General features: G+C 40.4%; 21 protein-coding genes. 13 read left to right on the top strand and 8 right to left on the bottom strand.

Going from position 1 to position 22269, the window contains the following annotated elements; translation table 11 throughout:
* The first annotated feature begins 65 nt into the window (after positions 1 to 65).
* The 3 genes from F3G88_RS00990 to fldA are packed head-to-tail and all read left to right on the top strand — an operon-like array spanning position 66 to position 1597.
* Positions 66 to 377: a DUF2325 domain-containing protein gene (locus tag F3G88_RS00990; RefSeq protein WP_002939277.1), complete on the top strand. Its 312-nt coding sequence runs from the start codon at positions 66 to 68 to the stop codon at positions 375 to 377.
* 3 nt (positions 378 to 380) lie between these two features.
* A complete protein-coding gene (locus F3G88_RS00985; protein WP_021084525.1) occupies positions 381 to 1094 on the top strand; it encodes a hypothetical protein in 714 nt (237 codons plus the stop codon).
* 11 nt (positions 1095 to 1105) lie between these two features.
* Positions 1106 to 1597: a flavodoxin FldA gene (gene fldA / locus F3G88_RS00980; RefSeq protein WP_103602289.1), complete on the top strand. Its 492-nt coding sequence runs from the start codon at positions 1106 to 1108 to the stop codon at positions 1595 to 1597.
* A 28-nt stretch (positions 1598 to 1625) separates the two neighbouring features.
* Here the strand turns inward: fldA and F3G88_RS00975 are convergent, their stop codons facing one another.
* The 6 genes from F3G88_RS00975 to F3G88_RS00950 form a co-directional block, all read right to left on the bottom strand.
* Positions 1626 to 2363 carry an amino acid ABC transporter ATP-binding protein gene (locus F3G88_RS00975; protein ID WP_149715130.1) on the bottom strand — a complete coding sequence of 246 codons (738 nt, stop codon included), beginning with the start codon at positions 2361 to 2363 and terminating at the stop codon, positions 1626 to 1628.
* A complete protein-coding gene (locus tag F3G88_RS00970; RefSeq protein WP_103566155.1) occupies positions 2363 to 3031 on the bottom strand; it encodes an amino acid ABC transporter permease in 669 nt (222 codons plus the stop codon). Before F3G88_RS00970 ends, F3G88_RS00975 begins: the two co-directional genes overlap by 1 nt.
* Positions 3032 to 3054: 23 nt before the next feature.
* Complete coding sequence (locus F3G88_RS00965; RefSeq protein WP_149715129.1) at positions 3055 to 3807, bottom strand: amino acid ABC transporter substrate-binding protein; 753 nt, start codon at positions 3805 to 3807, stop codon at positions 3055 to 3057.
* A gap of 9 nt (positions 3808 to 3816) precedes the next feature.
* Positions 3817 to 4569: an amino acid ABC transporter substrate-binding protein gene (locus F3G88_RS00960; RefSeq protein WP_149715128.1), complete on the bottom strand. Its 753-nt coding sequence runs from the start codon at positions 4567 to 4569 to the stop codon at positions 3817 to 3819.
* 9 nt (positions 4570 to 4578) lie between these two features.
* On the bottom strand, positions 4579 to 5358 hold the full coding sequence (locus F3G88_RS00955) for an amino acid ABC transporter substrate-binding protein (RefSeq protein WP_103607754.1): 780 nt from the start codon (positions 5356 to 5358) through the stop codon (positions 4579 to 4581).
* A 137-nt stretch (positions 5359 to 5495) separates the two neighbouring features.
* Positions 5496 to 8948, bottom strand: coding sequence for an acyl-[ACP]--phospholipid O-acyltransferase (locus F3G88_RS00950; protein ID WP_149715127.1), 3453 nt, complete (start codon positions 8946 to 8948; stop codon positions 5496 to 5498).
* Positions 8949 to 9119: 171 nt separating this feature from the next.
* Here F3G88_RS00950 and mnmG point away from each other — a divergent pair, with 171 nt between their 5' ends.
* The 6 genes from mnmG (at position 9120) to crcB (ending at position 15687) form a co-directional block, all read left to right on the top strand.
* A complete protein-coding gene (mnmG, locus tag F3G88_RS00945; protein WP_149715126.1) occupies positions 9120 to 10982 on the top strand; it encodes a tRNA uridine-5-carboxymethylaminomethyl(34) synthesis enzyme MnmG in 1863 nt (620 codons plus the stop codon).
* Positions 10983 to 11344: 362 nt separating this feature from the next.
* Positions 11345 to 11848 carry a ubiquinol-cytochrome c reductase iron-sulfur subunit gene (petA, locus tag F3G88_RS00940; protein WP_103567972.1) on the top strand — a complete coding sequence of 168 codons (504 nt, stop codon included), beginning with the start codon at positions 11345 to 11347 and terminating at the stop codon, positions 11846 to 11848.
* 10 nt (positions 11849 to 11858) lie between these two features.
* Positions 11859 to 13103, top strand: a complete 1245-nt coding sequence (locus F3G88_RS00935) for a cytochrome b (protein WP_103650272.1) — start codon at positions 11859 to 11861, stop codon at positions 13101 to 13103.
* A 2-nt stretch (positions 13104 to 13105) separates the two neighbouring features.
* Positions 13106 to 14146, top strand: a complete 1041-nt coding sequence (locus tag F3G88_RS00930) for a c-type cytochrome (protein WP_103574028.1) — start codon at positions 13106 to 13108, stop codon at positions 14144 to 14146.
* A 348-nt stretch (positions 14147 to 14494) separates the two neighbouring features.
* Complete coding sequence (locus F3G88_RS00925) at positions 14495 to 15334, top strand: biotin synthase (protein ID WP_103574027.1); 840 nt, start codon at positions 14495 to 14497, stop codon at positions 15332 to 15334.
* A complete protein-coding gene (gene crcB / locus F3G88_RS00920; RefSeq protein WP_103574026.1) occupies positions 15334 to 15687 on the top strand; it encodes a fluoride efflux transporter CrcB in 354 nt (117 codons plus the stop codon). Before F3G88_RS00925 ends, crcB begins: the two co-directional genes overlap by 1 nt.
* Before the next feature lie 630 nt (positions 15688 to 16317).
* Here the strand turns inward: crcB and F3G88_RS00915 are convergent.
* A complete protein-coding gene (locus F3G88_RS00915) occupies positions 16318 to 16605 on the bottom strand; it encodes a hypothetical protein (RefSeq protein ID WP_087581727.1) in 288 nt (95 codons plus the stop codon).
* Between the two features lie 44 nt (positions 16606 to 16649).
* Positions 16650 to 17735 (bottom strand): MBL fold metallo-hydrolase, encoded by a 1086-nt coding sequence (locus F3G88_RS00910; RefSeq protein ID WP_149715125.1) that lies wholly within the window; start codon positions 17733 to 17735, stop codon positions 16650 to 16652.
* Between the two features lie 417 nt (positions 17736 to 18152).
* On the opposite strand from F3G88_RS00910, the gene F3G88_RS00905 reads away from it, so the two are divergent.
* Genes F3G88_RS00905 through hyfE form a run of 4 tightly spaced genes read left to right on the top strand, consistent with a single transcriptional unit; the run spans position 18153 to position 22267 of the window.
* Positions 18153 to 18722: a 4Fe-4S dicluster domain-containing protein gene (locus F3G88_RS00905; protein WP_009294859.1), complete on the top strand. Its 570-nt coding sequence runs from the start codon at positions 18153 to 18155 to the stop codon at positions 18720 to 18722.
* Position 18723: 1 nt separating this feature from the next.
* A complete protein-coding gene (locus F3G88_RS00900) occupies positions 18724 to 20691 on the top strand; it encodes a proton-conducting transporter transmembrane domain-containing protein (RefSeq protein WP_002939304.1) in 1968 nt (655 codons plus the stop codon).
* Positions 20692 to 20700: 9 nt separating this feature from the next.
* Positions 20701 to 21621, top strand: a complete 921-nt coding sequence (locus F3G88_RS00895; RefSeq protein ID WP_002939300.1) for a respiratory chain complex I subunit 1 family protein — start codon at positions 20701 to 20703, stop codon at positions 21619 to 21621.
* Position 21622: 1 nt separating this feature from the next.
* Positions 21623 to 22267: a hydrogenase 4 membrane subunit gene (gene hyfE, locus F3G88_RS00890; protein ID WP_012001181.1), complete on the top strand. Its 645-nt coding sequence runs from the start codon at positions 21623 to 21625 to the stop codon at positions 22265 to 22267.
* Positions 22268 to 22269: the final 2 nt, after the last annotated feature.

Below are 22269 nucleotides of genomic sequence, written 5' to 3'. Positions count from 1 at the left end.
GAATAATTTTAGCTAAGCTTTTTTATAATCGTTATCAGAAAACGAATAAATTTTAGGAGCTTGTTATGTCAGTTTTAGTTATCGGAGCAGATGAGATCACGCCTATTAAGGCTGTTTTGCATGATTTGGGAGCTGAGAAGATAGAGCACTGGGACGCTAGAAACGAAAACCGCGTAAATCGCAAGCCGATCCCACAAGATACCGAGTGCGTGGTGATGCTAACTAGCTTTTTAAACCACAACACGATGAAGACCATTAAAACTCAAGCAAAAAAGAGAAATATCCCTATCGTTTGTGCAAAAAGAAGCGTTAGTTGCGTATTTTGCGAGTATTGTAAGGTCTTTGGCCTAGATAAGGAATTTGGATGCAAAGAATAATCGATGAAGTTCGGGTTTTTATCAGATATTGGCGAAATAACTCCAAGTATTTTTGCAAAGCTTGACAAGCTTTCGCGTGCGAAAATTTTCATCGCACTTTATAATGTTGGCGTTGAAAGCGAGCTAAAGATCCCGCTTTCTTACGCTAAATTTCTAAATTTCAAAGACATTTTTGAGGCTAGGATAAATTTCTTACTGCGTGATAAATTTTTAAATTTCAAACCAGTTGACAGCTTTTGCATACCTTCAAACGTCGTTATAAATGCTTACTTGCAAAATGATTTTAAGGTGTTGAAATTTTTAGCAAAAGAGCCAAAGATGGCAGCTGCAAAGATGATAAAGATGCTTTATAGAAGCGGGGAATTTGAGTTTTTCATTGACGCAGCGCAGATGTTTTGCCAGTTTGTTTATGATAAAATACGCCTCCGCCATCAGGACAAAGAGGTCGTGCTAAACGGCGGCGTCATCTCGGTCAAAAAAGATGGCAAAAATTTACTCAGCGTCATGCCAAGCTTTAAAAGGGTGAGCTTTGATGATATGAGAAATTTAAATGACGACATCGATGCAGCCGTTTGCGCGCTTGGTCACGAGTGCGAGATGGTCTATATCGTTTGCCCTAGAAATGAGGAATTTAGGCGGCACGTTGAGGTTAGGCACTGCTTTGCAAGAGGGTGCATAAAGCTCGTGCCTTATACGATTATTAGTAAAATTTTTTAAAAAGGATAGAAATGATAGGTATAGTTTATGGAAGCAGCATGGGAAATACCGAAGATGCAGCAAAACTTATAAGCGAGGGCTTGGGACTTGAAAACGAGCTTTTAAACGTCTCTGACGTGGACGGGGCAAAGATAAATAGCTTTGATAAGCTCATCCTTGGCACATCGACTTGGGGTAGCGGTGATCTTCAAGATGACTGGGATGCGTTTGATTTTAAAGCGTTAAATTTAAGCGGTAAAACGGTCGCTGTTTTTGGCATGGGCGATAGCGAGAGCTACTCTGATGAGTACTGTAACGGCATGGCAAAGCTTTACGATGAGGTCGTAAAAGCAGGTGCAAAGGTAGTTGGTGAAGTTAGCACTGACGGATATACATTTGATGGCTCTGATGCTGTAAGAGGCGGTAAATTTGTAGGTCTAGCGCTTGATGCTGATAACCAAAGTGACAAGACTGAGGGTAGAATTTCAGCTTGGATCGAGCAGATAAAACCATACTTTGCATAATAAATTTAGCTAGATCTTCTAGCTAAATTTATATATCCATAGCCGAGATGAAGTTTTTTATCCTCTCATTTTGGCTGTTAAAAAACTCATCTACCAAGCCATCAAACGCGATCACACCTTTATCTAAAAACAAAATTCTATCAGCTATCTTTCTAGCAAAATTCATATTATGAGTGACGATGATCATGGACTTTTTCTCTTTTGCAAGAGATAAGATGACCTTTAAAACTTCAGCCTCTAGCTCTGGATCTAGCGCACTTGTAGGCTCGTCAAGTAGTAAAAAGTACGGATTTACAGCTAGTGCTCTAGCGATGGCTACACGCTGCGCTTGTCCGCCTGAGAGCCTGTTTGGATAGGTATCTTCTTTGTGACTAAGCCCCACTTTAGCTAAAAGCTCTTTTGCCTCTTTTATCGCCTCGTTTTTATCCTTTTTTTGAACGTAGATTGGAGCTTCGGTGACATTTTGAAGCGCTGTTAGGTGCGGGAAGAGGTTGAAGCTTTGAAAGACCATGCCTGTTTTTTTGCGAATTTCTAAAAGCTCTTTTGAGCTAAGCTTCTCTTTAAAATTTACACTCCTACCATCTAACTCTAAAGTGCCACTTTGTGGGATCTCAAGTAAATTTATGCACCTAAGAAGCGTTGATTTGCCACAACCAGATGAGCCAACTATCACGGTTGTTTGCCCCTCTTTAAAGCTTGTATTTATGTTATCTAGCACCAAATGATCGCCGTAAGATTTGCTTATATTTTTAAAATTTATAGCCATTAGACATACCTTGAGACAGCTTTTTCAAGCCTTGATTGAAGATAGGTTAAAAGTGTGCAAACCACTAAATAGATGAGTGCTGCTAGGATGTAGAGGATGAGCGGCTCAAAGGTCCTTGCTGCGATCCTTTGAGCGACCATAAACATATCTACCATCGTTATAGAAGCTGCCAGTGAAGTGTCTTTAACAAGGCCTATAAATGTGTTTGAAAGCGGAGGGAGTGAGATCCTCACTGCTTGAGGCGCGATGATACGCTTTAAAATTTGATAGTGCGTCATGCCAAGCGATGTGGCCGCCTCCCACTGACCTTTTGGCACAGAAAGTATGGCAGCCCTTACAGACTCAGACGCATAAGCGCCCACGTTTAGGCTAAATGCGATAGTCGCCGCACTCCAAGTATCAAGCGTGACGCCGAGACTAGGAAGCCCGTAAAATACAATAAAAAGCTGCACAAGAAGCGGCGTGCCACGAAATATCCAAACATAGGTGGCAAATATAAATTTTAAAATTTTTATATTTGAAAGCCTCGCTACTGCTGTGATAATGGCGATGACAAGCCCTAGCGAAAACGAGAGCAAAGTAAGTGGGATCGTCACTTTTAAAAGTGCGATGATCATCGGTAGCGTCGAGCTTGAAACAAGCTCGATCACTCTATCTAAATTTTCCATTTTTGCCTTGTTGGTTTATAAATTTATTTTGAGACGTCTTTGCCAAAGTAGCTTTTTGAGATGGCTTCTAGTTTTCCTTCTTTTGAAAGTTCATTTAGTGCATTTGAAATTTGCTCTGCAAGTTCGGCGTTGTCTTTCTTAACAGCTGCTGCTGTGTAGTCTTTTTCATCAAGTGAGGCAGCTATCTTCACAGGTGCGTTTGGACGCTCTTTTATGAAGTCGTAAAATACGATGTTATCTCTTACAACGGCATCTACACGTCTTGATATAAGAAGCTCCATACTTTTAGCAAAACTATCTGTTACGACGTGCTCAGCACCGTATTTTACGGCTACTTTCGCCCAGTTGCTAGTTGCTGAGTCGGCATCTTTTTTGCCTTTTAGATCAGCAAAACTTTTTATATCGTTATTGTCTTTTCTAGTGATGATAGTGCCAAATGTCACAGTATAAGGCACTGAAAAAGCATACTTTTTCTTTCTCTCATCAGTTATACTAACTTGATTAAACACAACGTCAGCCTTGCCAGCGTCAAATGCTGCAAGCATCGCGTCCCATGGAGCTGTTAGAAACTCAACTTTTAAATTTAGCTTTTGCGCTACTGCTCTTGCGATATCTACGTCGTATCCCGCTAACTCATTTTTGTCATTATAAAATGTAAAAGGAGCGTAAGTGCCTTCTGTTGCTACTGTTAGCACGCCATCTTTTATAGTTTTTGCTTGCAAATTTAGAGCCATTGCAAGCACTGCTACTACTTTTAATAAATTTGTAAATTTCATTTTGATCCTTTATTTTGAAATATCTTTTCCAAAATATTTCATTGAAATTTCGCTTATCTTGCCCTCGGCTTTTAGCTCATCAAGCGCTTTGTTTATAGCTTCTAGTAGCTCGGTGTTACCCTTTTTAAGAAGTGCAGCTGTTGGCATCGGCTCGTTGCTAGTGTATGCGATCTTGAGCGGTGCATTTGGGCGTTGTTTGATGTAGTCAAAAAATGTGACGTTGTCATTTATCGTATCATCAGCTCTTCTTGAGATGATAAGCTCCACACCTTTGCTAAAGCCATCAGCCACGACCACTGTTGCGCCATTTTTCTCAGCTATCGCTGCCCAGTTGCTAGTTGCAGAGTGCACGCTTTTTTTGCCCTTTAGATCAGCAAAACTTTTGATGTCGTTATTGTCTTTATGCACGACTATTACAGGATATGGCATGGTGTAAGGCACGCTCATGTCATACTTTTTCTTTCTATCTTCGTTTATGCTAACTTGATTAAACACCACATCCGCTTTGCCAGCGTCAAATGCTGCTAGCATCGCGTCCCAAGGGGCTGTTAGAAACTCTATCTTTAAATTTAGCTTCTTTGCTACAGCTCTTGCAATATCTACGTCATATCCTACTAGCTCGCCCTTTTCGTCATAAAATGAGTAAGGTGAGTAAGTGCCTTCAGTTGCAACTATAAGCTCGCCTTTTTTGATAGTTGAAGCATTTAAATTTAAAGCTAAAAAAGCACCTGCGATAAAGCCAAAAATGGGCTTAAAATTCATTGATTCTCCTTATTTAGAAATGTCTTTGCCGAAGTATTTAAGCGAAATTTCGCTTAAAACTCCTTCTTTGCTAAGCTCATTTAGGGCATTATTTATCTTATTTAGTAGCTCTTTGTTACCTTTTTTAACAATCGCAGCCGTATACATAGGCTCATCACCAGCTTCGATGATCTTTATAGGGGCATTTGGATGTTGCTTGATGTAGTCATAAAACATCACCGCATCATCTATCGTATCATCGGCTCTTTTTGTGATGATCAAATTTATCTGATCGCTCAAGCTATCGGCCACAACTAGCTTAGCGCCATACTTTTCAACGGTTGGTATCCACATGCTATTTACTGAATGCACGCTTCTTTTACCTTTTAGATCAGCAAAGCTTTTGATGTCGTTATTGTCTTTATGTACGACGATGGCTGAATAAGAGAGCATATATGGCACGCTGTAGTCATACTTTTTCTTTCGCTCATCGGTTATGCTAACTTGGTTAAATACCACGTCAGCCTTGCCAGCGTCAAATGCCGCAAGCATCGCATCCCATGAAGCTTCGATAAATTTTGGCTTTACGCCTAGTTTTTTAGCCACAGCTCTTGCTATCTCTACGTCATAGCCCATTAACTCATCTTTTTCATTGTGAAATGAAAATGGCGAATAAACACCTTCGGTCGCTATCCTTATGACGCCATCTTTCTTGATCTGCTCGTAGGAATTTGCCAAGGCAGAATTTAAAGAGAACAAGCAGGCAACTACGAAGGTTGCACCAAATTTAAAAGCACTAGAAAATTTCATACAAAACTCCTTATAAAAAATAAAATCAATAATGGAATTTGCAAAAAAAATTTTAAGATTTATGCAAATGTCAGTCGCAACTGCGACCTATGTGATATTTTGGCGCTATTTTATCACAAAAATAAAAGGGCGGCGCCTCACCCCTCTAAAAGTGAGACCGCTAGAGCTTTAACGCCCTTAAAATCAACCTTGCCGCTTGCAAGCGTTGGTATATCATCAACGATGAATATATAGCTTGGTGTCATGATCGGAGCTAGGTTGCTCTCTTTTAAAATTTGCTCGATATTCTCAGGCTCTGTGCCGCTCTTAACTAAAAGTGCGATCGCTTCGCCCTTTTTACTATCTGGCACATTTGCACTGCTAAAAACAACATCGCCCCCAAGCACTTTTGCAAGCTCTTCTTCGACGCTTCCAAGGCTTATCATCTCGCCGCCAATTTTAGCAAATCTTGAGTATCTATCGACGATAAATACAAAGCCGTTTTCGTCTATGTGGCCTTTATCGCCGGTTTTATAGTATCTGACGCCGTCAATGTGCGTGATGACGTCGCTTGTTTTGGCTTCGTCGTTTAGATAGCCCTTCATCACCTGCGAGCCGCCGATAACGATGAGCCCGTCTGTGCCAGTTTCTAGCTCTTCAAGCGTTTCTGGGTCGATTATCTTTATGATAGTGCCAGGCAGAGGCATGCCAACGCTGCCAGGTCTATTAAATGTAAGCTCTTTTAGGCTCTCTTTTTCTAGGATATTTGGCATATTTACAGCCGCCACCGGCGCCGTTTCGGTAGCGCCATATCCTTCATAAATTTCTATGCCAAATTTGAGCCTAAACTCGTCTTTTATCTCAGGTTTTAGCTTTTCAGCCCCAGCTACGACCATTCTTGCACTTTGAAACATCAGCGGATGAAGCTTTTTGTTTCTGGTGTAGAGCCTAAAAAACGTCGAGGTGCCAAAGATGATGCTAGCGCTGTGTCTTGCGGCCATTTTGCCGATAGTCGCTCCGTCTGTTGGGTCAGGCACGCTCACCATTTTTATCCCCTCGCAAAGTGGCATAAGTGTGGTGACTGTTAGGCCAAATGAGTGAAAAACAGGGAGTGAATTTAAGATCACGTCATCTTTTTTGAAATTTAGAAGTTCGCTTATTTGCTTGATGTTTGCAAGTAAATTTTTATGGCTTAGCTCGATACCTTTTGGCTCGCCCTCGCTGCCGCTACTAAATAAAATGGTAGCCGTATCCTCTAAGCTTACACGCTTAAAATAGCAAAGCTTAATAAGCCAAGCTGGTGCAAAAAACGCAGTTAAAAGCGCTAAAAATTTCTCTTTTTTTGAGACGCTAGCTGAGAGATCTTCTGCAAATTTTGCCCTGCCACTCATCGCATCTTTTAGATCAAAGCCCTTAAGTGCGAGCTTTTCAAGAAATTTACTAGATGTAATCACCGTGTTTATATTTGCCTTTCTTAGGGCGTGATTTAGCGAGGTCTCATTTAGCGTGTAGTTTAAATTTACGCTCACTTTGCCCATCGCAAGAAGCGCCATATTTACGATGGCTGCGATGCTTGAGCTAGGCAGCAAGATGCCTATATTTATCTCATCTTTTAGCTCGCGTTTAAAAATTTTGATAAAGACTAAAACGGCTGTTATAAATTTCAAGTTGCTTAAATTTAGCCCAGTGCTGTCGCTCACGCACTCTTTAAATTTATTCTCTTTTGCGTTGTTTAGCCACTCGCTTGTTAGTGGTTTTTGCCTTGAGATGAAGCTCTCCCACGATGAAAAGCTAAGCTCAAGTACCTTTTGCTTCATCTTTGCAGCGTTTATAAATGTAGTTATTGGCTTGCCAAAGGCGACGATGATGTCGCGTCTGCCGTTTTTAGAAGTGAGGTCTTTATAAAATTTACTAGCTCTTGAAAAGCTAGATCCCCAAAGGCCACGAAGATAAAATGGCACGATGCAAATTTCTTCTAGATCTCTGATGATAAGCTCAAAGCCCTTTTGAAATTCATTTATCTGACCGTTGTAGCTGATGTGCCCCTCTGGGAAAAGTGCGACCACTTCGCCATTTTTTAGGCACTCACGCACAAGCTCGATCGACTCTTTACTTGCCCCTGCGCCTATCGGGATCACCTTAAAAAATTTAAAAATTTGCTTTAGATACCATTTGTTATAGATCGTTCTATACATGACAAATCTTATGCCCCTTGGGCTTGCAGCTTGCAGCACGAGCCAGTCGATCCAGCTGATGTGATTACCAAGAAGCAGCGCGCCACCACTTTGCGGTAAATTTTGAAGCCCTTCAACGAAAAAGCGGTACTTTGTCTTTAAAAATGGCAATAAAAGTAGCCTTGTAAAAAGGTGTGGAAGCTGTAAAATGGCGTAAAAACTGCCGATCAAGCAAACAAGCGCTGTAAAGACAAAGAGCCCAGTGGTTGAAATTTCAAAATATACTAAGCCTATGCCAATGGCTAGAAATAGCAGCATTGAGACGTTTTGCAAGAAGTTGTTTGCCGCCATTATCTTGCCGGTGCTCTTTTGCGGGGCGAAGTACTGGATCATCGCATTTAGTGGCACTATAAATATGCCTCCAAAAAAGCCAAACGCAAATGAGCTAAGGCTCACTACGCCGATACTTGAGCCAAATGCGAAAAATAATAGTGAGAAAAATATACCAATAGCGCCCATCGGCACGATGCCAAGCTCGATGTGAAGCTTTGACATAGAGCCAGCCACGTATGAGCCAAATGCGATGCCTATGGCACTTACTGCAAGGATCGCCTGCACTGCTAGAGAGCTGTCGTCGTTAAAAACTGCCTTGTAGTGAGCTGGAAAAGCTGCTATGATGATCTGAGAAATTCCCCAAAATATGCTTAGCCCAGCGATGCTTAGCCAGATATTTTTATCTGATCTTACCTCTTTTAAATTCTCTCTTAAGTAGCTAAGGCTGATGTATCTTTTAAGCTCAAATTCTCCGCATTGTTCGTTTGTTTCGCTGATATAAGGTAGCTTGTAAGCAAAAAATACTTCAAGCGCGCTAAATACGACTAAAAAGATGCCGATAGGATAGACGCTTTTTAAAATTTCTTCTGAGTTTTCGCCTTGGATGTATAAATTTTCAAATATAAATGAAAATAAAAATGAGCTAACAAGTATCGCTACGATGGTTAGTGCTTGGATGACGCCGTTTGCTGTGCCAAGTCGCTCAGTGCCGACAAGTGCTTTGATGATGCCATATTTTGCAGGCGAGTAGATCGCACTTTGAGCAGCCAAAATGAGCGTGAGCGAAAATGCAACGCCAAAGGCACCCAAAAGGTAACTAATAAGCACCGCAACGCTGATAACAACGCCAAAGACGGCGCAAATTCTAATAACCTTTGTCTTTGCAAATTTGTCATTTATAAAGCTTGAAGGCGAAAATAAAAATATAAATGGAAGCAATATCATCGCATTTATAACGGCTGTTAGGATGAAAAGCGTGTCGCCTGAGTAGGTCTTTAAAAGGACGTTTTGGATGGTTATTTTGTGTGCTAGATCGACACTTGCGTTTAAAAATGCGATCGCTAGGTAGGGCAAAAAGCCAGTGACTTTTAGTAAATTCCTCATGAATAAAGCCTTTTTGGATTTAAAATTTTGTAAATCTAACAGCAAAATATTTAAAATATCATTAATAAAAAACTCTAGCCATAAATTTGTGGCGAAATTTCTTTGAAAAAATTTAAATTTTATATGCTTTTTGATAAAATCCGCCTAACAAAAAACAAGGAAAAATTTATCATGAATTATGAAATCATCGTCGTTGGCGGCGGACATGCTGGCATTGAGGCAAGTCTTGCGGCTGCTAGAATGGGCAAAAAAACTCTACTTATCACAATATTAGCCGAGCAAATAGGCGCTGCAAGCTGTAATCCAGCCATTGGAGGCCTTGCAAAAGGTCATCTTGTAAAAGAGATCGACGCGCTTGGCGGTCAAATGGGGCTTACAACGGACGCTGTTGGTATCCAGTTTCGTGTGCTAAATGAGAGCAAAGGCCCAGCAGTACGTGGTAGCCGCGCTCAGATCGATATGGATAGATACCGCATTTATATGAGAAATTTGCTTTTAAACACTCCAAATTTAGAAATTTCTCAAGAGATCGCTACTGAAATTTTAAGCAAAAATGGCGAAGTAGCGGGCGTTAAAACCCACCTAAACAACACATATAACGCAAAAAAAGTGATAATCACCACTGGCACATTTTTAAACGGGCTAATCCACGTTGGATTTAACAAACTTGAAGCTGGCCGTGTAGGCGAGCTAAGCGCAAAGGATCTAAGCTCTAGCCTAAGAGAGCTTGGGCTAAATTTAGGCAGGCTAAAGACTGGAACATGCCCAAGGATTGACGCAAAAACGATAAATTTTGAAATTTTAGAGAAGCAAGATGGCGACGCAAAACCAGTTGCATTTAGCTTTAGAACTAAAAATTTCTCCCCAACGCAGCTGCCATGCTACATCGCCTATACAAACGAAACCACCCATGAGATAATCCGCTCAAATTTTGACAAAGCGCCGCTTTTTACAGGTCAGATCGAGGGCATAGGACCAAGGTATTGCCCAAGTATCGAGGATAAGATAAACCGCTTTGGTGACCGCGACAGACACCACCTTTTCATCGAGCCTCAGACCCTTGAAGCGACAGAATACTACATAAACGGCTTTTCTACGAGCCTGCCTTATGAGGTGCAAGTGCAGATGCTCCGCTCTGTAAAGGGTTTTGAAAACGCCAAAATCGTAAGGCACGGATACGCCATTGAATACGACTACGTCGAGCCAACACAGCTAAAACATAGCTTGGAGACTAAAAAGGTAAAAGGGCTTTATCTGGCTGGACAGATAAACGGCACGACTGGATATGAGGAGGCCGGCGCTCAGGGGCTAATGGCTGGTATAAACGCAGCGCTTTCACTGGATAACAAAGAGCCGCTCATTTTGCGCCGTGATGAGGCGTATATCGGCGTTTTGATCGATGACCTTGTGACAAAAGGGACAAAAGAGCCATATAGGATGTTTACGAGTAGGGCGGAGTACCGCTTGCTTTTGCGTGAGGAAAATGCCATTTTAAGGCTTGGCGGATATGGTCATGAGCTTGGGCTGCTTGATGATGAGACTTTTAAAAAGATAGAAAATATAAGAAAAAATTTAAAAGAGGGGCTGGAGTTTTTAAACGAGACTCAGATCACGCCAAGCAAGGCAAATTTAGAGCTTTTAGCAAGTCTTAATGAAGAGCCGATCAGCCAAAACGTGAGCCTTCAAAAGATAGTTGCACGCAAGAGCTTTACGGCTGAAAAACTAAGAAAGCTTGATGAGAGATTTGCCACACTTGATGATGCAAGCATGGATCAAATTTTAACCGAGTGCAAGTATCAGCACTACATCGGCGAGCAAAAAAATCAGATCGAAAAAATGAAAGATATGATGGATGTAAAAATCCCTGAAAATTTCGACTTTAGAAGCATAAGCGGACTTAGCAACGAAGTGGTAGAAAAGCTTGAGAAATTTGCCCCGCCAACGCTCTTTGCGGCGAGTGAAATTTCGGGTATCACGCCAGCAGCGATTGACATTTTGCATATCTACATAAAGATGAGCGAGAAAAAGGCTTAAATTTAAGCCTTTTATGGTTTTAAAATTTAACTGGCGTTTAAAATTTAAAACAAAGTTGCTCATTTTTAATAGTTGCTATTTATAATTTTTTAAGTTTAATAAATTTTATTATTAAAATTTCTATTTTACGAGAGCTAAAATAGAAAATTTTTTTATCTTAACGTTTGGGTATTAAGTCAAATTTATCTTTTATAAAAAGCTTAAAGTTACGATATATAGGCATTTTTAGATAAATTTGTCTCAAATTTTGGTGTAAAAAAAGCTTAAATTCACTTTATTTTTACAAACTATATTGTGAGATTATAGTTTTTTAATTTTTTGAGAGTATAATCGTTTAAATTTTATTTATAGAAAGGAAATTAATGTCAGTAAAGCAAGAAAGACGAAGCTTTATCGGCCTTGCGTTTGGTGCAGTGGCAGCTGTCGGTGGCGCGATGTCACTAGTTGCCATGAAAAAGACCTGGGATCCGCTCCCCAGCGTAAAAGCTGCTGGTTTTACAACCGTCGATCTAAGTCCGATCAAAGATGGCGAGATGAGACAGGTTGAGTGGCGTAAAAAGCCTATTTTTATCCTCAAAAAAAGTCCAGATATGGCTAAAAACGACAAGAGAGATGTTGTCGTTGGAGATGCGAGATATGTAGTTCTTATCGGACTTTGCACACACCTAGGATGTATCCCTGAGTACAAGTCTAGCAAGCAAATTTTTGTCTGTGCCTGTCATGGCGGCGAATTTAACGTCGATGGCATACAGACATACGGACCTCCACCAAGACCGCTTGATATCCCACCATTTAAGATAGATGGAACCAAGCTAGTTCTAGGCGAAACAAGCCCAGAATATGAAAAATTAGTAGCTAAAGCTTAGGAGGTTAGTGATGTCTTTATCTCATAAATCAACTGGTGTTATTGACTGGCTTGATCAGCGCCTAGCTTTTACAAAACTGATGAAGGTTCTAGTTAGCGAATACTGGATCCCAAAAAATATAAATTTCCTTTGGGCGATGGGCGTTATCCTAACGACACTTTTCTTGCTTTTGATCATCACTGGCTTTTTGCTTATGATGTATTACAAACCAGACATACATTTAGCCTTTGATAGCGTAAATTACACTATCATGCAAGAGGTTGAATACGGCTGGCTTTGGCGTCATATCCACGCGATTTCAGCTTCGACTATATTTCTTATCATGTATATTCACTTGCTTACTGGACTTTACTATGGCTCATACAAAAGAGGCAGAGAGGTCATTTGGGTAAGTGGTATGGTGCTATTTATCTGTTTTTCAGCAGAGGCATTTAGCGGCTACATGCTCCCATGGGGCCAAATGAGCTACTGGGCGGCTACTGTTATCACTCAGCTCTTTGGTGGTGTGCCAGTTATCGGCGATGCTTTGGTTGAGTGGATCAGGGGCGATTATGCAGTTGGCGACTCGACACTTACAAGATTTTTTATGCTTCACGTCTGCTTGCTACCACTTGTAACTATCGTTGTTTTGGTTATCCACTTCTACTCACTAAGAGTTCCACACGTAAATAACCTAACAAGCGAAGATATCGACTTTGACGTAGAGGCTGAGGTCTATCTACACGGTGATAGAGCAAAAGCTAAAGTTATACCATTTTGGCCAGGATTTTTGGCAAAAGACTTCATGTATGTATCATTTTTTATGATATTTGTTATGTATCTCGTTTGCTATCACTTTGGCTTTGCGATGGATCCTATCAACTTTGAGCCAGCAAATCCACTAAAAACTCCACCACACATCTATCCAGAGTGGTATTTCTTGTGGCAATATGAAATTTTACGTGGCTTCTTCTTTGATATAGCAGGAATTTCAGCTTATAACATCGGTCTTATCGCATTTGCCTTTGCTGGCGTGGCATTTATGCTTATACCACTCTTTGATAGAAGCGACCTTGTGGCACCAGCTCACAAAAGACCGCTATTTTTCGTATGGTTTTGGATATTGGTCATTGACCTTATCGTTTTATCTATATATGGCAAGCTTCCAACAGGCGGTATCAACGACTGGATAGGATTTTATGCGTCACTACTATTTTTAGTGCTATTTATAATCGCACTTCCAGTTATCACAATACTTGAAAGAAAAAGGGGCTAATCATGAAAGAGCTTAAAATTTTTGCCATCGTTGTTATCCTTTCAGGTATTTTATACTGGGGTATCGAGCCTTACGCTCACACAAAGCTTCATCCGCACACTGCAAATGCTGAGTATAACTTCTCAAAAGAAGATACTGACTACGCTAAACACTTTTTAGAGCAGAAAAAAGAGGCGCTTGAGGCTGCAAAAGCTAGCGGCAACAAAGCTAGCATCGATGCAGCTACAAAAGATGTTGAGACGGCACAAAAAATTCTTGATGACTATACAGCTTTTTGGGCTGATATAAATTCAATCGACCTTGCAAAGGGCGACGCAACAAAAGGTGCTGAGACATTTGGAGCAGCTGGATGTACAGGATGCCACGGCATCGAAGCAGCCGGCATGCCAGCTAGTATGGACGCTGAGACAGCTAGCCAAAGCTTTGGCGTAGTGCCACCAGATCTTAGTACAGCTGGTAAAATTTATGACGAGAGATTTTTAGCTGCACTCATCAAAAATCCAACTATGGCTGTAAAACTATCTCATAAATTTAACGACGAGCATCCTTATCCGATGACTGCATTTATGGGTGCTGGCGGCGATATGAACGCTGAGGTTGCTGACATAGTTGCTTACCTTAAAAAGGTATCAGCTGACGCAGATGCAAAGAGCAAGATCACTGAAGAAAAGGTTTTCGCTGATGCATGTCAAAGATGCCACGATATAAAGTATGATAAAAAATATACTCTTGGCAACAAAGTAAGCCTCGCAGCTTATATGGGTTCAAACCCACCTGATCTATCTATGATGATCCGCTCAAAAGGTGCAGACTACTTGCATAAATTTATAAACGATACTCAAAAGATGCTTCCAGGCACTGCGATGCCTAGAGTTGGCTTAAACAAAGCCGCTGAAGACGACATAGTATCTTACATCCAAAAAGTAGGTGACAGCAAAAAGGCTGAGCGTGAGAGCACTGGTATTTACGTGATGATCTACTTCTTTATCTTAGGAATTTTCGCTTGGCTTTGGAAACGCAAAGTCTGGAGCGAACTCCACTAAAATTTAAGAGCCTTTTTGGCTCTTAAATTCTTTCTAGTAAATTTACATATATAAATAGGTATATCTTTAAATTTATTCTTTTACAAATTTAATCAAGCTATCTTTACAAATTTTAAAATTTACTTGACACCTATCTAATTTAACAAAGCAATTCTGCAAATTTTAAAACTTTACTCACTCGCCTTAGCAGACTACTAAATTTAGGTTACACTACGTTTAGCACTAAATTTAGAGCCGTGATATGCCAGCTCTAATTTTAAAATTTGCCTGTTTTTCGTAAATTCAAGACGATCATGCTTAAATTTTAAACCTACCAAAGCTATAATACGCCCCAAAAAAGGATCAAAAATGAAAACAATCATGCTTTGTGCGATATGCTCCGTCACGCAGGGAAACTGCGCTGAGGACTGCGCTTATTGCACGCAAAGTGCCAAAACTGGCGCTGATATCACGAAATTTAAAGAAAAAAGCGTGCAGCAGGTGGTGGACGAGGCCAAAATGGCTTATAAAAACCACGCTCTTGGCTTTTGTTTAGTCACAAGTGGCGCCAGGCTAAATGACAAAAAGACCGACTACATCGCATCTTTAGCAAGAGCTGTGAGCAAAGAAGTGCCAAATTTGATGCTCATCGCATGTAACGGCATGGCGACTTACGAGCAGCTTTGTGAGCTCAAAAATGCTGGCGTTTTTAGCTACAACCACAACCTTGAAACAAGCCGCGAATATTTCCCCAAAATCTGCACAACGCACTCTTGGGACGAGAGATTTCAGACAAATTTAGACGCAAAAAGGGCTGGGCTAATGCTTTGCACCGGCGGCATTTACGGCGTTGGCGAAAGCGAGGCTGAGAGGGTGAGCTTTAGAGCTAGCCTAAAAGAGCTTGAGCCGTTTTCGTCGCCTATAAATTTTTTCATAAAAAGTGACGCCCTGCGCCTTGATCTAGCGCCACTTAGTGTGGATGAAGCCCTAAAAATCGTGCGTGAGACCAAAAGCGCACTGCCAGAAACTAGGGTCATGATAGCTGGCGGCAGGGAGAAAATTTTGGGCGATAGGCAGTATGAGATCTTTGAAAATGGCGCCGATGCGATTGTGATAGGCGACTACCTCACCGCAAAGGGCGAGAAAGCAAGCAGGGACATCGAGGAGCTTACAAAGCGCGGTTTTAGCTTCGCAAGCATCTGCCACTAATGCTTGTAAATTTGCTTTTTGCGGGGCTTGGAGGCTTTATCGGAGCTGGGGCTAGGTTTTTAGCTGGCGAACTACTTAAATTTAGCCACTTTCCGCTCGCAACACTTGGCGTAAATGTGCTTGGTAGCTTTATTATCGGCGTTTTATTTTGTCTAAATTTAAGCCAAAGCGCGAGGGTTTTCTTGGTCGTTGGTATACTTGGCGGCTTTACCACATTTTCAAGCTTTAGCCTTGATAGCGTTAAATTTTTACTAGAAGGCGAACTCGCAAAGGGCTTTTTAAATATATTTTTTAGCCTAGTCCTTTGCCTGCTCGCAAGCTATCTTGGTATTTTGCTTGGTAAAAATTTGTGAGAGCTTGCAAATTTAACAGAGCTGTTTATAAATTTAAATTTTGCTAGATTTTTTAACCGCATGCAGTGCGCCAGTGCTATCGCATGCACCTCTAACGTGCGAGGGGTTTTTACTCGGGCTTTGTCTCGTAACTGCGAGCAGACGTGGGATCTAAAGGGAGATAAAGGGACGGACTTCGTGTCTGCCCTGCAGTTGCGAGCCCGCGAAGCGAAATTCAAGTCCCTTGCCTCCATTTTGATAAATTTATATCTCAAAGCAAATTTTAAAATTCCATTCACCCCCAAGAATTGACTACTAAAATTTGGCTTTGCTTATTGCTTAGCTCAAATTTTAGAGCCGAAATTACTCGCTCATGAAATTTTAAAATTTGCCTTTATTTATTGACTAGCTTTAAATTTAGAAGCTAAAAACATTTGAGAAATTTGCTTGAATTTTGCGCATGTGATATACCGATGCTCTCTTGCATACCTAGTGTGCAACAGGTATTTGGCAAAAGATGTGGCAAATGTGAGGATATTAACAGTTGCTAAGTGAGTAAATTTACATTTTTTGGCAAATTTACTCAGCAAAAACCACATAAATTTACGCAAAATAGCCAAATTTGGCTCGCCGTAAAGTCGCGCTAAAAAGCTAAATTTCTTTGGCGATCTTGCTCATTTTATTTATCAGCTCTTCTCGCTCGCTTGATTTTAGGTTGCCGTATTGAAGCTTTGTCATCATCTGCATGAAGTCAAACTGCTTAAACATCTGCGCGTCGCTCTTTAGCTCTTTTTCAAGCTTTTCGTAGATCTTCTCTGTCTCTTTGTTTGCTTTTTCTAAATTTTGCAAAAAGCTTCCAGTAGCGCTTGCATCAAGGTCGTTTTTCGCTGCCTTGTCGATGGCGTTTTTTAAATTTGATAAATTTTCAGAAATTTTCATCTGCACTTCCTTTTGGATTTTAAAATTTAGAGCAAATTTTATTCCTAAATTTCACCCCACCACTTTTTTCTAGGTGGATTTTGCACGGTGAAAACCTCTCCGATCATCGGCGTTGCGTAGTTTAGCTCAAGTTTTGTAGCAGCCTTTTCAAAACGCTTGATCGGCTCATCCCAAGCGTGATAAGAAAGATCAAATTTACCCCAATGCACTGGCACGCCAAGCCTTGCACCAAGATCTTTTAGCGCTTGCGCTGACTCTTCTGGCTTCATATGCACGTAAGGCCAGCCATCGCTGTAAGCGCCATTTTCTATAAAAACTAGATCAAAACCGCCAAATTTTTCATTTATCATCTTAAAATGCTTGCCATATCCGCCATCGCCACTAAAATAAAAGCTAAAGCCAGCCTCCTCTACCGCCCAGCCGCCCCAAAGCGTGGTGTTTCTTTTAAATGTGCGCCCGCTAAAGTGCCTTGAGGGGCAAAAAGTGAAGTTTAAATTTTCTATTTTTTGCTTGTTAAACCAGTCAAATTCGTAAATTTTGCCTTCATCCACGCCCCATTTTACGAGGTGAGCCTTGACGCCAAATGGCACTAGAAATTTGGCTATCCTATCCTTTAGCTCAAGGATCGTTTTATGATCAAGATGGTCGTAGTGGTCGTGCGAGATAAGGGCGATATCGATCACGTCTGGGTAGTCGCTAACGGTGATGGCGTGCTTGTAGGCAAAGGGCTTGCCGCCAACTGGGAGAGGGAATGCTCGGTGCAAAACGGGGTCTGTGATGATGGTTTTGCCATCAAGCTTGCAGATGAGGCTAACGTGCCCAAGCCAGATAAACTCGCCGTTTTTTAAGGCATTTGCGTTAAATTTTAAATTTGGCAAAGGGCGCTTTGGCAGCTTGCCCTTTGGTGGAAAGAGCGCTTGGATGGTAAAATTTAGCATAGATGCTTGCGGACTTTTCTTTACTAGATCGATCGTTGGCTCTAAATTTACAAAAACTTTGCCATTAAAATTTGGCGAAGCATCTATGAGTTTTTGACTTTTGGCGTCTGGTCTGCCACCAAAAACAGGGGCAAATTTCATAAATGTAAAAATTGCAAAAATGAGCAAAACTATAAAAATAAGAAATTCCATAAAACGACCTTTTAAATTTAAAAGTGAGATTATATTTTAGATTTTTAAATTTCAGTTTCATTTAATTAACCCAAGCTTAAAAAACTAATTTTTAAATTTAAACTTAAATGAGATAATATTACTCTTTTTACTAAATGTTTGTTATGAAATATTAACATTTTTTGATTAATACCACTATATTATCGATATTTACAAGCATATCTTAAACTAATATAAAATAAAAATTTAATTTCAAAAATACAAAATTTGTCAGATAGCTGACGGAATTTAATCGCCAGAAGTTATAGAATTGTTTCAAAAATTTCAGGAAGGAGCGTTTGAGATGTTAAATAAAAATTTAACTATCTCTATTCATGTGATTAACAATCACTCTATTAGTGAGCAGGGCGGTCTTGCCTTGTTTTTTAGGAGGAATTTATGAAAAAACATAAATTTGTGATTGCCGATTCTAAACGCTGCATAGGATGTGCGACCTGTATGGCTGCATGTTTTAAAAGTGCTTATGAACGCGGCAAACTATCACGTGCAAGGCTAAGCGTCTTAAGAGAAGCTAGCGGTGTTATGCCGACTCAGTGCAGACAATGCGACGATGGCCCTTGCGCAAATGTATGTCCAACTGGAGCGTTGCGATTTAACGATAATTGCATCGAACTTCACGAGGAAATTTGTATAGGTTGCAAGATGTGCACGATCGCTTGCCCTTATGGTGCGATAAGCTCAAGTGCAGAGCTTATGCCTTCAGTAAATTACGCTGTCGAGCCAAAATACTATCTTGAAGTAGAGTCACAATCAGGCGCAAAAAACATCGCAGTAAAATGTGATATGTGCTTTGGCCGTGAAAATGGACCAGCTTGCGTTGATGTATGCCCAACAAGCGCTCTTATAATGGTAGATCCAGAAGAGGGCAAACATAAGCTTGGCAAGAGGATAGACTACGATGCAGCGAATAAATTTGCTACTAAAATTTTAAACGGACAAGGAGCATAAGATGACTACGGTTTATATGCTATTTCTTGTAAGTGCCGTCGTTAGTATCTTGCTCTACTGCGCTCCAAAAGCCGCTGTTAAAGTTGGTTTTGGACTAAGTGCTATAAGCTGCTTTTATGCGATGTGTCACTTCGTTGCAAATATGGGAGTAAGTGATAGCTTTGCTCTTATGGATGGCTTTTTGTATTCGCCAAAATTTGCACTAAATCCACTTGGAAATTTCTTCAGCTTTGTCGTTGTTTTCATCGGATTTGCAAGTAGTGTTTATGGTATGAGCTATGCAGAAGAGTACATAAAAAAAGCAAATGTTGGTGTGTTTGCATGTTTGTTTAACACATTCATCCTTTCAATGCTTCTAGTAATCAGTGCTGATAATGTATTTTGCTTTGTTGTTTTATGGGAGCTCATGACTCTTGTATCATCATTTCTTATCATCGTCAATGACGGTAAAAATACACTTAAAGCGGTTATGGTATATCTTGGCATCGCACAAATCGGTGCATTTTGTATAACCTGTGGCTTGCTTATCACAGCTTACTATGCAGGAAGCTTTGAATTTAGCGCATTTATGGGTGTTAAGATGCCATTTGGCGCTTCTGCTGCTGTATTTGTACTATTCTTGGTCGGCTTTGGTAGTAAGGCTGGTATGTGGCCATTCCACGTTTGGCTTCCACAAGCTCACCCAGCAGCACCATCAAACGTTTCAGCCCTTATGTCAGGCGTTATGATTAAAGTTGCTCTATTTACACTAGTTAAATTTACACTTTACCTACCACTTAGCACATATTTTGGTCTTACAATACTCGCTCTTGGTGCAGCTAGCTCACTATTTGGTGTTTTATACGCTCTTTGCCAACACGACTTCAAAGCTTTGCTTGCTTACCACTCAGTTGAGAACATAGGCATTATCTTGCTAGGTCTTGGTACTGGCATTTACGGTGTTGCAGCTGGAAATTTAACACTTGCAGCAGTAGGTTTTCTAGCAGGTTGCTACCACGTAGTCAATCACGCTATATTTAAAGGTCTGCTTTTCCTTTGCGCTGGTTCAGTCATCCACGCTACTCATACACAAAATATGGACATCCTTGGTGGTCTTGCTAAAAAGATGCCATGGACAAGCCTTGGTATGTTTATAGGTATCATGGGTATCGCAGCTTTACCTCCAGTAAATGGCTTTGTTTCAGAGTGGTTTACATATCAAGGTATGCTTCAAGGTGCTATGGGAGAAGGAACATTAGTTAGATATGCATTTACACTTGGTGTTGTAGCTCTTGCGCTAACAGGCGTTTTGGTTGGTATGCACCTTAAACTTTACGCTGTTATCTTTGCAGGTACTCCAAGAGATCAAAAAATTTGGGAAAATGCTAAAGAGAGTCCGATAGGAATGGTTCTTGGTATGATCATCCTAATGATAGGCTGCGTTGGCTTTGGTCTTGGCGCAAACTACATAGTTGATTACATCATGCAAGCTGTAAATTCTATCGCTATAAGCGACTATAAAGCTAGCCTTGGTGCTATAAACGTAACTTCACCTATGGGTAGTATGATCTCAACTCCACTTATCGCTTTGGTCCTATGTGCGACCATGATTTTGCCATTTATCATCCTTGCTGTTATGAAAGCAAACAGAGATAAACCACGCGAAACTGATCCTTGGGCTTGTGGCTTTAAATATAGCTCACGTATGCAAATGACAGGTGGTCCATTCACTGGCGACCTTAGAAAGATTATGCAATGGCTATTTAGAGCTGATAAAAAAGTAGTTACTAGAAATTATTTTGACGCGGTTGAGTATCACAACCATCCTAAAGATATTTGGTGGGGAATGTTTTATGAACCAGTCATTAAATGGTGTGTGAAATTTGCTGATAAGCTAGGTATCGTTCAAAGTGGTTATACAAATGTATATGCACTTTATATCTTGCTATATCTTTGTGTCATACTTGCTGTGGGCTACTTTTTAGTTTAGGAGACGAAAATGCAAACTATACTTTTAATGATATTTCAAGTAGTCGTTATCGTTTTGGTAGCTCCTTTGTTTGATGGTATGGCAAGAAAACTTAGAGCTAAACTTCAATCAAAACAAGGTAGCGATTTCTTTCAAACATATCGCGACATTATAAAGCTTTTTAGAAGAGGAAGAACCGTCCCTGAGTGCTCACACTGGGTATTTAGATGGGCTCCATTTTTCCTTTTTGCAACTTCAGCTGCAGTGCTAGCTGCTATACCTATCACTTATAGCAAAGACACTGTATTTGGAGCATATTCAGATATATTTGTTATCCTCTATCTTGGTGCGCTACTTAGATTTGTATTTGGTGCAGCTTCAATGGATAGCGGCAACCCATTTGCGGCAACAGGCGGCGGCAGGGAGCAAATGCTTGGTGTTTATGTTGAGCCAGTTATGATTATGTGCTTAATCGTAGTTATGCTTGCAGCTAAAACATCAAATTTAGTTGAGATCCAAGAGATGGTAAGAACTGGCGTTATCGGATATCAAATTCCAAGTTTTGCCGTTGCTTCTATCGCATTTTTGTGGTGTATGTATGTTGAGACTGGTAGAAAGCCATTTGACTTAGCTGAAGCAGAACAAGAGCTTCAAGAGGGTGTTCTTGGTGAGTACGCTGGTAGCGACCTTGGCTTAGTTCAAGCATCACTTATATTAAAACAGTTTGCTATGATAGGACTTTTCCTAAGCATATTTGAGCCATGGAATTTTAGCAATCCTTTCTTAGCTATTATCGTTTTTGTGATAAAAACTGGAGTATTTTACGTCGCAGCTGTATTTATAGACAACTTTGGACCACGCTTTAAAATGACTTCATCTTTACGCAAAAATGCTCTTGGTGCACTTGCCATTTCGTTTGTTGCACTAACACTTTATGTAGTAGGAGCGTGAGATGCAAACACTAGATATTTTAGCCATTTGCATGATCGTAACTTCGCTTGCGGTTTTTGGCCTTAGAAGCTTGAAACTCTCAATCATCGCTTATGCGATAGAGACGCTACTTTTAGTTAGTATATTTTTCTTGCTATCTGAGAAATTTAACGCTGAGCAGCTAAAAACTTGGGCGATCGTTGCGTTTTTTACCAAAGTTCTTTTCGTGCCAGGAATTTTGTTCTGGCTTATCAAAAAACTTGGCGTAGTTAGCGAAGATGAGCCAGTTGGTGGATTTTTTGTAAGCCCTGTTATTGCTATGGGATTTTCTCTAGCTCTTTCAATGAGTATCCACCCTATATTTTTAAAATTCTCTCTTATCAAAGAAGAGATTATGTTAATCGCTGCTGGAACAGTCTTTATGATGGGAATTTTTGGCTTTATGTTAAGAAACTCATTTATAAAACAAATTCTAGCTTACTGCTTGTTTGAAAATGGTATCCACCTAAGCCTTGCTCTAATGGCTTACAACTCACATGAGCTAGTTGAGCTTGGAATTTTAACAGATGCGATATTTGCTGTTATTATCATGAGCGTTCTAGCGATTAGATTTTATAAAGCTTATGATAGCTTAGATACTTCTAAAGCTTCAAATTTAAGGGGTTAGAG

The sequence above is a fragment of the Campylobacter concisus genome (assembly GCF_902460675.1).
GTDB classification, from domain to species: Bacteria; Campylobacterota; Campylobacteria; order Campylobacterales; family Campylobacteraceae; genus Campylobacter_A; species Campylobacter_A concisus_AJ.
The sequence above is the reverse complement of the archived record's forward strand: the minus strand, read 5'-3'. Positions and strand labels throughout refer to the sequence as shown.

Coding starts and splice junctions, on each gene's coding strand:
- F3G88_RS00990 (WP_002939277.1), top strand. CDS start 66: ATGTCAGTTTTAGTTATCGGAGCAGATGAGATCACGCCTATTAAGGCT.
- F3G88_RS00985 (WP_021084525.1), top strand. CDS start 381: ATGAAGTTCGGGTTTTTATCAGATATTGGCGAAATAACTCCAAGTATT.
- fldA (WP_103602289.1), top strand. CDS start 1,106: ATGATAGGTATAGTTTATGGAAGCAGCATGGGAAATACCGAAGATGCA.
- F3G88_RS00975 (WP_149715130.1), bottom strand. CDS start 2,363: ATGGCTATAAATTTTAAAAATATAAGCAAATCTTACGGCGATCATTTG.
- F3G88_RS00970 (WP_103566155.1), bottom strand. CDS start 3,031: ATGGAAAATTTAGATAGAGTGATCGAGCTTGTTTCAAGCTCGACGCTA.
- F3G88_RS00965 (WP_149715129.1), bottom strand. CDS start 3,807: ATGAAATTTACAAATTTATTAAAAGTAGTAGCAGTGCTTGCAATGGCT.
- F3G88_RS00960 (WP_149715128.1), bottom strand. CDS start 4,569: ATGAATTTTAAGCCCATTTTTGGCTTTATCGCAGGTGCTTTTTTAGCT.
- F3G88_RS00955 (WP_103607754.1), bottom strand. CDS start 5,358: ATGAAATTTTCTAGTGCTTTTAAATTTGGTGCAACCTTCGTAGTTGCC.
- F3G88_RS00950 (WP_149715127.1), bottom strand. CDS start 8,948: ATGAGGAATTTACTAAAAGTCACTGGCTTTTTGCCCTACCTAGCGATC.
- mnmG (WP_149715126.1), top strand. CDS start 9,120: ATGAATTATGAAATCATCGTCGTTGGCGGCGGACATGCTGGCATTGAG.
- petA (WP_103567972.1), top strand. CDS start 11,345: ATGTCAGTAAAGCAAGAAAGACGAAGCTTTATCGGCCTTGCGTTTGGT.
- F3G88_RS00935 (WP_103650272.1), top strand. CDS start 11,859: ATGTCTTTATCTCATAAATCAACTGGTGTTATTGACTGGCTTGATCAG.
- F3G88_RS00930 (WP_103574028.1), top strand. CDS start 13,106: ATGAAAGAGCTTAAAATTTTTGCCATCGTTGTTATCCTTTCAGGTATT.
- F3G88_RS00925 (WP_103574027.1), top strand. CDS start 14,495: ATGAAAACAATCATGCTTTGTGCGATATGCTCCGTCACGCAGGGAAAC.
- crcB (WP_103574026.1), top strand. CDS start 15,334: ATGCTTGTAAATTTGCTTTTTGCGGGGCTTGGAGGCTTTATCGGAGCT.
- F3G88_RS00915 (WP_087581727.1), bottom strand. CDS start 16,605: ATGAAAATTTCTGAAAATTTATCAAATTTAAAAAACGCCATCGACAAG.
- F3G88_RS00910 (WP_149715125.1), bottom strand. CDS start 17,735: ATGGAATTTCTTATTTTTATAGTTTTGCTCATTTTTGCAATTTTTACA.
- F3G88_RS00905 (WP_009294859.1), top strand. CDS start 18,153: ATGAAAAAACATAAATTTGTGATTGCCGATTCTAAACGCTGCATAGGA.
- F3G88_RS00900 (WP_002939304.1), top strand. CDS start 18,724: ATGACTACGGTTTATATGCTATTTCTTGTAAGTGCCGTCGTTAGTATC.
- F3G88_RS00895 (WP_002939300.1), top strand. CDS start 20,701: ATGCAAACTATACTTTTAATGATATTTCAAGTAGTCGTTATCGTTTTG.
- hyfE (WP_012001181.1), top strand. CDS start 21,623: ATGCAAACACTAGATATTTTAGCCATTTGCATGATCGTAACTTCGCTT.